Here is a 13,262-nt window from a genome sequence, read left to right as displayed (position 1 = left end):
CACCTATGAATAGGACCGTAGCAAGCCGTCGGCCAGCTTGCTCCAACCCTCGAGCATGACGAACAGCAGCATTTTCAAAGGAAGGGAAACCACCATCGGCGACACCATCTGCATGCCCAGTGCCAGCAGGACGTTGGAGAGCAGCAGGTCAATCACGACAAAGGGGATGTAGAGTACGAAACCGATCTGGAACGCCAGCTCAAGCTCGGAGATGACGAAAGAGGGAATGACGATCACGTAGTCGCTGTCGGTGGCCAGGACCGCCAATGGCGTGCCGCGCCACTGCCTTTGCGCCAGGGCCAGAAAATGAGCGCGCTTTTCCGGCGGCGTGTTGCGGACCATGAAGCGGCGCATGGGTTCGGCCGCCGGTGCCAGATCGGCGACGGAAAAGGACTGCGCCCCGGCGCCAGGCAGCTTGGCGGCGGCTTCATTGAACACGGGCGCCATGACGAACAGTGTGAGGGCCAGTGCGACGCCATAGATGGCGATGCTGGGCGGAACCTGCTGCACACCTATGGCGTTGCGCACGATTACCAGCACCATCGACACCTTGAGGAAGCAGGTGGTGCAGATGAGTAACAGCGGCAGAAGTGACAGCCCGGCCAGCACCAGCGCGATGCTGATCGGATCGAGGTTGTTCAGATTCATCAGGTCAGCGTTAAGGAGAGCACCTCGACGGCGAGCGCGCCATCGACGTCGACCAACTCGCCTGAGCCGATGCACCGGCCGTTGGCCAGGATATTGACGGCTGGCCGTGCCGCCAAGCCAAGCTGGATGGCGTCGCCCACAGCCAGTGCGCGCAACTGCCCCAAGCTCATCTGAGTGCGCCCGGCGGTGAAGTCCAGGCTGATTTGCAGCTCGTCCATGGCGGCCGATGGTGCCAGGTTCTCGTTATCGCCTGCAGAAAATTCGATGCTGTCGTCGTGCATAAATGGTACTCCCCATGATTGAAACAGAACTGCGCCAGCGCCGTCCGGCGCCGCGCTCACGTCCAGGTGCAGCGGGCCCAGCTTGATGCGGCCACGACCGTTGGCGTCGAGGTGGCAGTGCTCGATGCGGATCGCGTCGCCGGGACGTAGCGAAGACAGTTCACGCTGCGCCAGGCAGGTACTACCCAGCCAAAGTCGGCCCCGGCATGGCAGGTCGGCGAGGAGATGTGGCATCGCATCGCTTGGCCGTGGCCGCCAACGTTCGTGTTCCAGCCAGCGCAACGCCGTCGCCGCCGCCGCGCGCAGACCGAAACAGTGGCGCTCACCGCAGCGCCCGACCAGTGTCAACAGTAAATCCACCCCCTCCACAAGCGCTACGCCGTCCGCCTCCGCGCGGCACTCTGCGTCGCCCCCCAACGCTGCGGACAACTCCGAATCCAGGCGGGAATAAGCTAGCCGCGCCATGTCTTGCAAGGCCGCCGTCGGCCAGTGTGGGTCGAGCGCAATGCCACTGCCTAGATGCACCAGCGCGAAGCCGCTCAACTGCAGCGGGCCGTTGGCTGTGTGCAGTGCGACGCACGGTGTGCCGTTGCCGGGCCTGTCATCGGAGTTGCGCACCCAGCTCAGCTCGAAGCGCAGCCACGGACACTCACTATCCCTCGCGCGCCACTCAAGACCAAGACCTACCCTGCGGCGCAGCCGCACCCAGGCGCCGGCGAGGCGGCGCAAGGCAAATTTTTTCCGTCGGCGGAGGCTGGGCATGGGAATTGAGGACATAGGTGAGGTGCGCCTTCATGAAATCCGGTCCCGGCGGGCACGGTGCTCATCAGTGGGACTCAGCCGGCGAATAGTTCGTTTGCAACAAAAATGAACCCAAGAGCCCTTGGCCCACACTAGTGCGGCACCGACGCGAAAGTGAGCGCCGACCGTAAGACGATGGAGGTACAACAATGGCGTGGAGTTGGGAATATTGCTGAAGGTATTCGATGCCAAGTCGGTTGCGTACTGCGTCACGGTGCGTTCGCAGGTCATATTGGGCGCTTGCGCTTTTTCTTTCTGGAGCAGTGAAATGAATATAGAGGTGTTGTGGGAGCGGCCTGAGGGCCTGTTGCATGGACCTGCCCCTGGCCTGCCAGCGAGGCTCAGGCCGGCCGCGACTGTTGTGCAAATTGAGTCGCTTGAGTTGGCCATGGACGTAACGTTTCCCTGCGCCACCAGGCGCAACCGGTCATGCTGATCGCCGTCGCCAAGCACTATCGGCTGGGCGCCTGCGGCCCGCTCGCGGCCTGCGGCGTGGTGATTCGGCGCGACATGCTGGAGGCGGTTCGTTCCGCCACCGCGTTACTGGAACGCGCCGAGGCAGAGTCCGGCCGCGTACTGGCGACGGCTCGGGACGAAGCGGAAGGTTTGCTGCGTGGGGGGCGGGACGAGGGGGCGGCATTGGCGTTCGAGGCGCAACAGGCTGTATGGGGCGAGGCCCGGCATCTGCTCGACCAGTTGCGCGGCCAGCGCGAAGCCATGCTGTCGGCGGCCGGCAGCATGCTGGCGCAATTGGCTCGTGGCGGCCTGGAGCGCCTGCTGCTGGACGTGCCAGCAGGTTGGGCGCCGGCCTCGAGCATCCGCCTGGTGCTGCGGGAATGGCGGGCTGAGCGGGGGGGCGATGAGGCCGTATTGCGCGTGCATCCGCTCGACTTCGCGTCGCTGCCGGCCGAATTGCGCGCCGGACCGCGCTGGAGATGCGTGGCAGACGCCCAAGTGGCGGACGGCGGCTGCGTCCTTTCGGTGCGGGGCGTCGATTTTAGCGCGCACTATACGGCCAGTGTGCGCAGTCTTATAGCATCCATGGGGCAGTGCGACAGGCGTGATTTTTTCGAGGAGAGTGTATGAACAGTAACAATCCGATGGACCGTTTCGTGAGCGCTCTTGGCAGCAACATGAGGCAATTCGATGAGATGGTCGCGGACCTGCAGCCGGTCAATCCGGACGACGCACAGACCTATCTGCTGGCCTTGCAGGAAATGCAAATGACGAATTGGGCAGCCGGCGTGGCGACCACGCGCCGGCACGGTTTGCTCAAGAAGATCATGGCGGAAATTCGTTGAGGTGGCCGGCATGCGATCGCCAGTTGGTCTGCGTCGTGCCAACGCTGCGTAGCGTCGCCGCGCGCACTCTCCTGGCGTTGTGCGCTGGTGCGTGTGCGCCACCGTGCGCCGCCACAGTGCCGGCTGCGTGGAAGGAGACGCTGTACAGCTACCGCTCCGGCGCCGGCACCCTCGGCGCGCGCCTGGAGGCGCTGGCGCGCTCGACTGGCCTGCGCTTGCGCTTGGACAATGGCCGGCTCGCCAAGGCCATGGTGGAGCCGGACCCGACGGCCAGCAACCCGGCGGCATATCTGGATCGGATGGCGACGGCGCAGCGGTTCCAATGGTTCGTCTATAACGGCACATTGTACGTGTCGCCCGCCGACGCGGCCGTGACGGAGCGGCTGGACCTTGGTGCGGCCAGCGGCACCGCCGCCAGACAGGCCTTGATCGGCCTCGGCCTGTTTGAGGAGAAATTCGGCTGGGGCGAGCTCGACGAGAACGAAGCGGCGGCGCTGGTGGCCGGTCCGCCCGAATACATCGCGTTGTTGAAAGGCGTGCTCGGCAAGGGGGCCTCCGAGCGGGTGGCGGATGGCCCGCAGTTGATGGTGTTCCGTCTGAAGTATGCCATGGCGGCCGACCACGAGAGCGTTGCGCGCGACCACGTCGTCAAGCAAGCAGGGATGGCGGCGCTGTTGCGCGAAATGTTGGCCGGACACTCAGTCGCTTCCGGCGCTCCGGGAGAGCCAGGGCCGATCGCCGGTGCGCGTCTGGCGCCATCCGTTGCGGTGCCGGGCGGCGCCAGGCGCGCCTCATTTACTCCGACGATCGAGGCCTACGCGCCGCTCAACGCGGTGCTGGTGCGTGACTATCCGGAGCGGCGCGCTTTGTACCAGGATTTGATCGCGGCGCTGGACGTGGCGGTCGATCAGGTGGAAATCCTGGTAACCATCGTCGACGCTGAGAGCGGCACCCTGCGCGACTGGTCTGCCGGCTTGACGCTGAACGGTGTTGGCGGCGGATTGCAGGCGGGCTCCGCCCCAGACGCGCCGAACATCGTGCTGTGGTCGCTTAACAGGCTGAATCTGAAGCTGCGTGCGTTGGAGTCCGAGGGGGCGCTGCAGGTCGTATCAAGGCCCTCGGTGCTTACTCTCGACAACGTCGGCGCCGTGCTGGACATGAGCCAGTCGGCCTACTTTAAACTGGTGGGTGAGCGCACCGCCGAACTCAAGGGGGTTACGGTGGGCACCATGTTGCAGGTGACGCCGCGCATCGTGGCTGGACCAGGCGAGCCGGCCATTCAGGTACTTTTGAATATCGAGGACGGAAAAATCACCGACACCGGCGCCGCCGGCGGCACGCCGCAGACGCAACGCAACGCTATCAGCACGCAGGCCGTGGTACGGCCGAACCAGGCGCTGGTGATCGGTGGCTACCGCCGCGAACAGAACGAGGAGCGTGAGAGTCGGGTGCCTGTGCTGTTCAGGATTCCGCTCTTAGGCCGTTTGTTTGGCGCGAAAAAAAATCGCACGAAGCAGCTCGAGCGATTGTTCATTCTGACCGCCCGCGTGCTGGCCCGTTAGCCTCGGCGCCGGGCTCTCCCATCACCCGAACGGCCTGCCCAGCGGCTAGCCGGGAAAAAAAATGAGGACTACAGAATGTTTGCACCGTTGTCGAACCACAGTAAAGACTTGCTTCAATCGGACTACCCATCGGCCGCCGCCGCACCGCGCGATGGTCTCCTTCAGGAAGGCCTGACCAACGCCGCCGAGGAACTAACGTTTCAATTTAGCGAATTGGTCGAAGCGCGGGACAGGACGCTGGAGGAGCGTTTCTCGGCGGGCGACGAGTTGCATGAGGAAAGCCAGATCTCGATTCACCAAGTGCGCGCCGTACTGCGCCTGATGGAGGGGCGAGATGGCTATGACCGGCTGCGTGGTCAAGCGCGCGTCTTTGCCCAGGCTTTCCGTGAGGGCGAGGCGGGAGTCATGGAACTGCTGTCGCCCAAATTCTTCGCGCCCCACGAGCGCTACGCCCTGCTGCGTCTGGCAGCCGACGTCCTTGACCAGGACAGTGCGGCATCCGGGCGACTGGCCGACGATGCGCGCGCGCTGGTAGACCGACACCACGACCAGATGGGTGGCCTGTTTGCTACGCTGCCCGCGTTGAAACAGGCGCGCGCGGTGACTGCGGGACAGCCGGGCGAGGCAGCCAAACAGTTCCTTCAATTGCTTGCCGCCACGCCCACAGTCCGCTCCGTGCTTGACGTACTGGCCGAAACGGCGGGTGAGGATGGCGCCGGACCGGTACTCAACACCATGCAGCAGACCTTGGGCGGACAAATCGGCTTGTTGGAACAGATCGGCGTGTTTGTCACCGTCAGCCGGCTGGTGGGCGCGGTACGGACCATGCTAGCGTACGGGGGCGAACTGGCTGCTTATCCGGCGGCACCAGCCGTAGGGAGTAATTGCGCCATGTCATTCAAGCACACGCGCGCCTTGATCGACATCGCCAACTCCTCCGTTCCAGGCGGCTTGCTGGACAAATTGGCGGTGACCGTCCTCGGACGGTCGGCACCGGCGGCCAGGTGGCGCTTGTTCAGCGTATTACACCGTCAAGCCAGGCGCTGGCCCAACGAGGTATGGGCTTCCCTGGACGCTAGGGCGCTGGTGCTACAACAACTGGTCCGCAAGCAGCAAGCCTGAATCCGCTGTCGTGCGCGCGGCAGCGTCAATAGCTCAGCTGCGACCTGGAATATTCGGGCCCGGTTGTACAAGTTCAGCAGAAGGAGCGGTTTGCGGGTAAAATTGCCACATAGCAAAGGCGCCCGGCGGTTCTGGCACGCAGCGGGCCGAGTGGGCGATCAAGAACGATTGTTGGAGTGAAGTATGATAACGCATCAATATTTGCTTTCCTCGCGTCCGAAACACACGATCCGCATCGGCGTGCTGGACGACCATCCCGTCATTGCCTTGGGAACGGCGGCTTTTCTGCGCGGTCACGGCGATTTCGACGTCGTCATTGAAAGTACCTCTGTCGACGGTTTCCTGACCGTGTTGGAGCAGCATCAATGTGACGCCGTCGTGGTCGATTTTTATTTGCCAGAGGCGGAAATCGACGGTTTTCATTTTCTTAAGCGCGTGCGGCGTTGTTTCCCAGCGCTGGTGATCGTCACTTTTTCAGCTGGCAATCTCGCCGAAGTCGAATACGCGGCCTACCGTGGCGGCGCCAACGCCTTTCTGCCGAAGTCGGCGCCGCTGGCCTTGCTGGGTGACGCCATCCGTATGGCGGTGACTGCACCGAAGTCTTTTTTCACACTGCAAGACGGCCAAATCGCCAGCGCGGAACCGCACCGCGCGCTGGACAAGTTGTCGGCCTCGGAGGTCGAGGTACTGCGCCATGTCGCCACCGGTCTATCGGTCACCCAGGTGGCCGAGCGGCTGAGCCGCAGCAAAAAAACCATCAGCACCCACAAGCGTAGTGCGATGGCCAAGCTTGGGCTGGCGGACGACTTGTCGCTCGCTTTGTTTCTCAAGGAAAAATTCGACCAAGGTTACAATTTATCGCCAGACGCGTACTAACGGCGGGCGGCAGGACCATGCATGGGATTGCTCTGCGCTCAGGGAAGCCGGGCCAGCGCTTCGGCCAGTTCAGCGTCGAATCGGTCGAGCTGTTGTTGCAGGCGCAGCAGGGTGGTGGCAATAGCCGAGGGCGCGTTGAGCAACGCCGCCTCGACGTCTTCGAAATCGGCACGTAAGCGTTCGCCGGACAGAAACATCAGCATGCTTTTTAGCCTGTGGATCGTGGTAGTGCAATCGGCAAATGCGCCGCTAGCCGCCTCGGTGTGCATGCTGGCGGCATCCGTCGTCAAGTGCTGCCGGACTTGTACAAGCAACACGCGCAGCGCGCCATCGTCATAAATATCCTGTAACTCCTCCAAATCAAGTAGTGCGGCGCGCGATTGTTGCATGACCCCTCCTGTGCCGGTATCCAATCGCCATTGTGCCAGCTTTTCACCGTCCATAGGCTGTACCGCCGGCCTGGCTCCTGAGATCGCAATCTTCCCATAGGCTGGACGCTTGGTTGAACCGGTCGGGTCATTCGTTCCCCGAGTTCGCCTGTCGCGTCGTATTCTTCTAAAAAGGTCACCCATCCCTATGCCGGCAATTAATCTGACCTCGTCGCTGGCGACGGCCCCCGCGGGACAAGCGGGCCGTTCTGGCACGCAGGACCCGGCGCCGAGCGTTCGCGCGCATGCCGAAACAGCGCTGCGGCCCGCTGTCGTGGCGAGCACGCTGGCCTACGACCATTGGGGCTTTGCCGCCGCCGCTAAACGGGCGCCGGCGCGGCAAGCGGGCATGCCCGCCGATCCGGCGGTTCTCTACCTCACCCACGGCCAAGGCGCCGGCGATACCGGCTATCCGTCGAGTCTGCGAGCTGGGTGGATCTGACGAAAGCGCGGCAGTATGCCGGCGGCCCCAGTTCAGCCGGCTGTATGGTAGCAGTACCACCTTTAAACGGCTGGTCAATCAATTCGACGTCGCGACCGTACCTGGCGACAAGTGGCAGGTCATTGTCGGCGATGGTGTGGGCACTGGCCCCAAGGTTTATACGGATTTCGACATCCGTCATTTCTACGTACCCAGCGACGCGACGCTCGCCGGGATGACGTATCCCTGGCTTGGCAGGAACAATGTCGTTAGCCGCGAACAGGTCTATCTGCATGAAATGGTGCATGCCTTGACGGGCGCGCGGGATCCGGAGCGGACCCTCGACTTGCTGAACCGCAGACCCGTGGTTTATCTTACGGACAGGATCTTGAGCGAGGCGGGCTATGGCTTTGCACAGCAAGTGATTACCGGCGTGAAGACCTCGCGCCGGACACGCCGGTGCACGACACGGTTGCCTACCGGCGGGCGGCGGCGGCTGAGGCCATGGAGATTGAAAACCTCTACCTGGATGGCATCTTGGATGCACAGCCGGCGCCGGCCACGCAGTCGATGCTGGTCGACGGCTGCCAGCCCGCTCATCGTTTGACGGTCATGGGCGTAAAAAAAATCCAGGGCGAGTTGTCTCAGCAAACGACGGTACGGTGCAGTGCTGCCATCGAGGACAGCTTTCTGGCGAGTGTCCGGTGAGCGTGGCCGATATATGGCGGCGTACCGCTGACCGCGCGGCTGCTCAGGACAGGTCGGCAAGGGCGCCGACGAATTTCGCGTCGACTTGGTTGAAACGCTCCTCCAAGCGCGCGAGCGTCTGGCCAACGGCGCTCGCCTGGCCACCATGAGCCATGATGGCGTGCATGACTGCCGCGTATCGTGCTGGCGGATTGCCACATACCGCGCTTGGACGGCTATGCGCTGGTGCGCGCCATTCGGGCCGCCGAGTCTGAGTTGGGCTTGGGGTGCACCCCGATCGTGGTGGTCAATGCCAATGCGTCAAAGAATGCCCCGGCTGGCCGGGGCGAAGCAGCCCCTATAATGTGCTACTGGTAACTGAGCGTAAACGTCGCCGCCCCCTTGACCGAGCCGACCGTGACGACATCTGTTGAAACGTATTGAGCGCTCAAAGGTATGTCGATAGCTCTCTTCGATTGGCCAACCAGCCACTGATTGACGGTGCCGGCGGCTGCGGAGTCGGGTCCGAAGGGGAGGGGCTTGCCATCTTTGACGATGCGTAGCGCCACCCCGGTGGCCGTCGAGCCGCTCGCGAGCGACAGATTGTTGGAGGTATTGCCTGGATCGGTCGCGTCTGTCAGCGTCGCGAACACCCTGACACCATCGCCGCAAGTTAAGCCGATGTTGAACGGGGTGCTGCCCACGGTGGCGCCCTTACGCGCAAATGCCGCAGGGCTGACCTTCGGCAGCAGCACATTGATGTTCGGCGTGGTCAGGGTGCAGGTGGGACTGCGGAGTTGCATCGTCAGGGTGACGCCGCCATAATATCCTTGTTTTGTTATTCTATGATTGCTGTCCGTGAAATCCATTACTTTGAAGTCAAAGCTGCCGGTGGCCGGGATTGGGTCTGCGCTTCTTACCAATTGGAAGCTGATAGGGATTTCCATCCTTTCGGGCTGAGTCTGCTCAACTGAGCCGAAGGGATTTCCCAGACTGGGCGTATAGTCTTCGGGAGATAGCCAATGCATGGACGGCCTCATGGAGGTTACCGACAAGCCGATTCCCGCCATGGGAGTTTTCCAAATTTTATTCATCATTCCCGAGAGCCCGCTGTCCTGCCCCACAAGTGCATGAAACAATAGGTCGTAGTCTGGCACTCCCGGCGTGTGAGTCCCACCGGGGGGGGGGCAGTCAAAGGTAACGGTTGCCGTCTTTTGGGGCCCGACCAATTGGCCCGGGCGCATGTTGACGGGCACGGTGACCGTTTTGAAGTCAACGACGGACATAGCCACGATAGTGCAGTGTGGGGGGGCGGCGGCCTGCGCTGTTCCGCCTGCGACGAGTCCGGCAAGGCCCAGGGCGGCGCAACAGACTCGGGTGCCGAGGAAGGTGTTTGATAGCGTATAGTTCATTGGGTCTTTCTCCTGCGGGGAAGGCAAGGTTGGTGGGCCAGGCGCGCGGCTGTGGGCGAAGGACCAGATGCCGGCCTTTTCCTTTTCTAGGTTGGAACGGGACACATGTTTTGCACCACCACCGCTGCGGTAGAAATGTCGAAAAGTATCAGTCACTCTGCTCACGTTTGTTAGTTCATTGACGATGGCTTTTTTTAGGGCTGACGGTTACGCCAAGAGAGATTATTCCGACCCACCATTTCTTGATTCGTATTAGTTCGCGATGTTCATTGAGAGTGGAACTGCAGCGTTGGTAGCATAACTTTTGCGTGGTGATTGAGACTCTCAATAATACGTGAGCATATATACAGTGGTTACTTTGACCGCTCCGGGACTAACCGGACCCCGCGCGACGTATTGCGCGTAGAGGTCAAACTCAGCCTGATTATTCTGGATTTTTCTGACGGTTAATTGATCGGGGGATTGCGTCTCGTCGTTTCTGAGCTGGCGTCCAGTGAGCTCGTCGAAGATAGCCACCTCGACCATTTCCGCATTGCCAGCTCCTAATTCGTTTTTCAAGGCACCTGTTTCCGAGTTAAACATCGCATTGGGTGCCAGTCTGAACCTTACGGTTTGATTCGTTGGGCAATCGCTCAGGATGAGCTTGAACGACGTCCTCCCCGCTGTATCGCCAGCTTTGGTAAATGACTTAATGGATACCTGCGGTAGCATTACCGTGAAATTCTCGGTGCCGCCATTACCTTTAATCGTGCAAGTCGAAGCGGCGATGTTTCCCTCGATAGTAATTGTGGCGTCAGAGGCTTGGGATGTTACCGGCAGAACGGCCGCGATTGTCAGCGTGGTGGTGGCAAGAATTTTTTTTGCGCGTGTCATTTATGTATCTTTTAATTAAATGGAACTGGCAGGCCTGCTTCTTTGGCAGACCTGGCATGGTGTGTTGCGGACGGCAGCATAAGGGCAGAGGCAACTGAGTGCATTTGGGGTTAAAAAGTCTATTCTGGCTTAGCTCCTCTGGAGGACGTTGGCATGGCTATACCCGTGGCCGGATCGTGGGGAGCGACAGCGGTCGGCACGTGCGCGGCGGGGGGCTGCGCCACACTGGCCAAACGGGGGGCAATACATACCACAGTAAAATGAGCGTAGGCGGCCGGTTTCTTGCCCTTGGGCGGAATGGCATAGGCGAAGGTGCAGCTCTCGCCAGCCGCCTTACCCCAATTGGCCGTCAAGAATCCGCGCTCGGCGATGCCGTGCACGAAGGCGCGACTGCCTTGGCCGACGGTGCCGACCTCGGCGCCCTCGGCGTCGAACACGCTGGCGCCGAAAGGCAGCGGCATGCCGTCCTGACGGGCGACGGTGATCAATGCCGCGCGCCCGGTCACGGTGCCGAAATGCACCATCACAACCGAGTTCGCCCGTGGCGCGACCTGCTCGCTGGTTGATTTGAACTCCACCTCCAGAGGTATGCCCTTGGGATCGATCTCGACTGTGTTCAAGCTGTAAGGCGTCAGGTAAGGGATGACCGCATAGCCGCGGCCATCGATATGGACGCCGGCCGCGTTGGCGACACGGGCACCCTTGGCGTCCCGGGCCTCGACGATCCCGACCGTATCGCCGATGTCGTTGGCGAGGGTGACGCCTCCCGGATGGACTACTAGCGCACCGGACGCGCCGGCCGACAATTGCGAATAGCCGGCGCCGCGGCTGGCGCTTGCCGAAAGCGTCGCGTAGGCACTACGGTATTGGCCGTTCAAGCCTAACGTGCTTGAGTCCGTGTCGCGGTTGCCGGTGAGGCCATAGCTGAAGGCGTTGTCGTATCCGGCTGTGCCGGTAAGCACGGTTTGGCTGGCCATGCCTCGTTTGTCCTGCGTCAGGCTCATTGACAGGGACGACGCGTGTTCGCCACGGCCGAGCGGCAAGGACAACTGCGCATAGACACGGTTGTCCGCGCCGCCGTTTAATTGGTCGTGCTGACGAGTCAACGAGACGCTATAGCTGACGTCGCGCCCGAATGCGCGCAGGCTGTTGTTGTAGCCGATATTGAAGTTGGTGAACGAGCCCGTACGGTTCCAGTAGTTGCTTGACGCCCCTTGCAGATAGAGGTTACCGCTTCGGTCGCCCAGCGGCTGGCTCAGCGTCAGTTGCAGCTGATTGCGCTGACGGTCGACGGCCCTGATGTCTTGGCCGGCCGCGAGCAGGTCGCGTGCCGCCGTGGCGTCACTCAGGCCCCAGTAGCCGCTGGATGAGTAGCGGTAGGCGGCCAGCGTCAGATTCGTGCGGGAGGTCGGTAGTAGTTTGCTGTAGCGCAGGCGCAAGCTTTGGCCGAGCGTGTTCTCGACCCCGCCGATGGTTGCGTTGGCCTGGGTAAGGTCGGCCGCAACCGCGCCCAGCGGCGTGTTGAGGGCCGCGCCGCCCAGGACCGCCCAGTAGTGCTCGGCCATGATCGCGCCGACGTAGCCGGTGATAGTGTTATTGATGCCGCGTTGCAGCGTAAATTGGAGCACCTTGTCGGCGCTGCCTTGGTGGTCATTGCGCAACTGCCCCGCTGCGATGTTGTAGCGCATTGTTCCTGGCCGCAGCAATTGCGCCACCGAGGCGAACGGCACCGTGAAGTTATGCTTGTTGCCATCAGCTTCGGCGACCGTGACCGTCAGATTGCCACCGTAGCCAGTGGCGTACAGGTCATCGATCTCGAACGCCCCTGGCGCCACGGTCGTTTCATACAGCGTCACGCCATTTTGCGTCACCGTGACGCGGGCGTTGGTCTGCGCCACCCCGCGGATCTGCGGCGCGTAGCCGCGCAGCGAGTCGGGCAGCATGCGGTCGTCGCTGCCGAGCGCGATGCCGCGCAGACCGACGCTGTCGAAAACGGCGCCGTCGGTATAGGCGTCGCCCAGCGTCAGTTGGCTTTGCAACGACGGCAGGTCGTGCTGGAGGTAGCTTTCGATGCTGTGGAAGGAGCGCTGCCCATCCGATTGCGTTTGCAGGGCTGCCGCGTGGCGAAAATGCCAGGAGCCGATGTTCAGGCCGGAGCGGAGGCGTAGGTAGTTGTTGCTGGTGGAGTCGCCGCCTGGGGTGGTACTGCGATAGGTGTTGGCGTCGTAGGCGAGCGTGCCGGAGGGGACGCCTTCATCCCAAAATTCGGGGCTGACATAGCCCTGAGCATGGCGAAGCAGGGCGATCTGGGGTACGCTTACGTCCAGCCGCAGGTCGGACGAGTCAAAGTGCGTCGTGGCGCCATCGACGAGCGCAGACAGGGTGACGCTATCGCCAGCCTGGGCTTTCGCCAATTCGGCGCGGCTCTTGTCCGACAGCGTGGCGTAGTCCAGGCCGAGGCGCTCGATCAGCGCTTTGTTGAAGCGCGGCGTCGCGTTATCGTCGGCACGCGTGGCGGCAAAACGTACCGATTTGCGCCCGGCCCAACTGCCGTTGATGTACAGGTCGACCAGATACTCGCCCGGTGCCACTGGGTTGCTGCGGGAAAAGCGTGCTACGTCGACCGTGCCGCTGGGGGACTTCATCAGGAACTCGGGGTTAAACTGCACCGATGCTGGCGGCGAGTCCGCCAGCGCCGCCAGCGGCGCATAGGACACGAATGCGCCCAGTATCGCGGCACAACCACGTGTGCGGACGTGGCCAGCGCGAGGGGAGGGGGGCTTTTTGTTTTGCATAAAGTCGCTTGTTGTTGTTGTCAGACGCCCGTCGATGCCGGGTTCGGTCATGCCG

General features: G+C 62.2%; 13 protein-coding genes. 6 read left to right on the top strand and 7 right to left on the bottom strand.

Annotated elements, in window-relative coordinates; all coding sequences use genetic code 11:
- Window positions 1-3: 3 nt before the first annotated feature.
- Window positions 4-648 (bottom strand): type III secretion system export apparatus subunit SctR, encoded by a 645-nt coding sequence (gene sctR / locus KVP70_RS16035; protein ID WP_217943222.1) that lies wholly within the window; start codon window positions 646-648, stop codon window positions 4-6.
- Window positions 648-1,658, bottom strand: a complete 1,011-nt coding sequence (gene sctQ, locus KVP70_RS16030) for a type III secretion system cytoplasmic ring protein SctQ (RefSeq protein WP_217943221.1) — start codon at window positions 1,656-1,658, stop codon at window positions 648-650. Before sctQ ends, sctR begins: the two co-directional genes overlap by 1 nt.
- A 501-nt stretch (window positions 1,659-2,159) precedes the next feature.
- On the opposite strand from sctQ, the gene KVP70_RS16025 reads away from it, so the two are divergent.
- From KVP70_RS16025 to KVP70_RS16005, 5 genes are all read left to right on the top strand, one after another.
- Window positions 2,160-2,816, top strand: a complete 657-nt coding sequence (locus KVP70_RS16025) for a FliH/SctL family protein (RefSeq protein WP_217943220.1) — start codon at window positions 2,160-2,162, stop codon at window positions 2,814-2,816.
- A complete protein-coding gene (locus KVP70_RS16020; RefSeq protein WP_217943219.1) occupies window positions 2,813-3,031 on the top strand; it encodes a type III secretion protein HrpF in 219 nt (72 codons plus the stop codon). The genes KVP70_RS16025 and KVP70_RS16020 overlap by 4 nt, the downstream gene beginning before the upstream one ends.
- Before the next feature lie 116 nt (window positions 3,032-3,147).
- Window positions 3,148-4,593: a type III secretion system outer membrane ring subunit SctC gene (sctC, locus tag KVP70_RS16015; RefSeq protein WP_217943218.1), complete on the top strand. Its 1,446-nt coding sequence runs from the start codon at window positions 3,148-3,150 to the stop codon at window positions 4,591-4,593.
- Between the two features lie 75 nt (window positions 4,594-4,668).
- Complete coding sequence (locus KVP70_RS16010) at window positions 4,669-5,715, top strand: hypothetical protein (RefSeq protein ID WP_217943217.1); 1,047 nt, start codon at window positions 4,669-4,671, stop codon at window positions 5,713-5,715.
- Window positions 5,716-5,898: 183 nt separating this feature from the next.
- On the top strand, window positions 5,899-6,591 hold the full coding sequence (locus KVP70_RS16005) for a response regulator transcription factor (RefSeq protein WP_229224862.1): 693 nt from the start codon (window positions 5,899-5,901) through the stop codon (window positions 6,589-6,591).
- Between the two features lie 38 nt (window positions 6,592-6,629).
- On the opposite strand, the gene KVP70_RS16000 is transcribed toward KVP70_RS16005, so the two are convergent.
- Window positions 6,630-6,980 carry a hypothetical protein gene (locus KVP70_RS16000; protein ID WP_217943216.1) on the bottom strand — a complete coding sequence of 117 codons (351 nt, stop codon included), beginning with the start codon at window positions 6,978-6,980 and terminating at the stop codon, window positions 6,630-6,632.
- Window positions 6,981-7,899: 919 nt separating this feature from the next.
- Between KVP70_RS16000 and KVP70_RS15995 the strand changes: the two genes are divergently transcribed.
- Window positions 7,900-8,148, top strand: a complete 249-nt coding sequence (locus KVP70_RS15995) for a hypothetical protein (RefSeq protein WP_217943215.1) — start codon at window positions 7,900-7,902, stop codon at window positions 8,146-8,148.
- Between the two features lie 43 nt (window positions 8,149-8,191).
- Here the strand turns inward: KVP70_RS15995 and KVP70_RS34640 are convergent, their stop codons facing one another.
- From KVP70_RS34640 to KVP70_RS15980, 4 genes are all read right to left on the bottom strand, one after another.
- Window positions 8,192-8,314, bottom strand: a complete 123-nt coding sequence (locus KVP70_RS34640; protein WP_255575824.1) for a hypothetical protein — start codon at window positions 8,312-8,314, stop codon at window positions 8,192-8,194.
- Between the two features lie 181 nt (window positions 8,315-8,495).
- Window positions 8,496-9,539, bottom strand: coding sequence for a fimbrial protein (locus KVP70_RS15990; protein WP_217943214.1), 1,044 nt, complete (start codon window positions 9,537-9,539; stop codon window positions 8,496-8,498).
- 324 nt (window positions 9,540-9,863) lie between these two features.
- Window positions 9,864-10,412, bottom strand: coding sequence for a fimbrial protein (locus KVP70_RS15985; protein ID WP_217943213.1), 549 nt, complete (start codon window positions 10,410-10,412; stop codon window positions 9,864-9,866).
- 119 nt (window positions 10,413-10,531) lie between these two features.
- Window positions 10,532-13,258 (bottom strand): fimbria/pilus outer membrane usher protein, encoded by a 2,727-nt coding sequence (locus KVP70_RS15980; protein WP_217943212.1) that lies wholly within the window; start codon window positions 13,256-13,258, stop codon window positions 10,532-10,534.
- Window positions 13,259-13,262: the final 4 nt, after the last annotated feature.

It is taken from the genome of Duganella violaceipulchra (assembly GCF_019166075.1).
Taxonomy (GTDB): domain Bacteria; phylum Pseudomonadota; class Gammaproteobacteria; order Burkholderiales; family Burkholderiaceae_D; genus Rugamonas; species Rugamonas violaceipulchra.
This window is presented reverse-complemented; position numbering and strand designations above follow the sequence as displayed.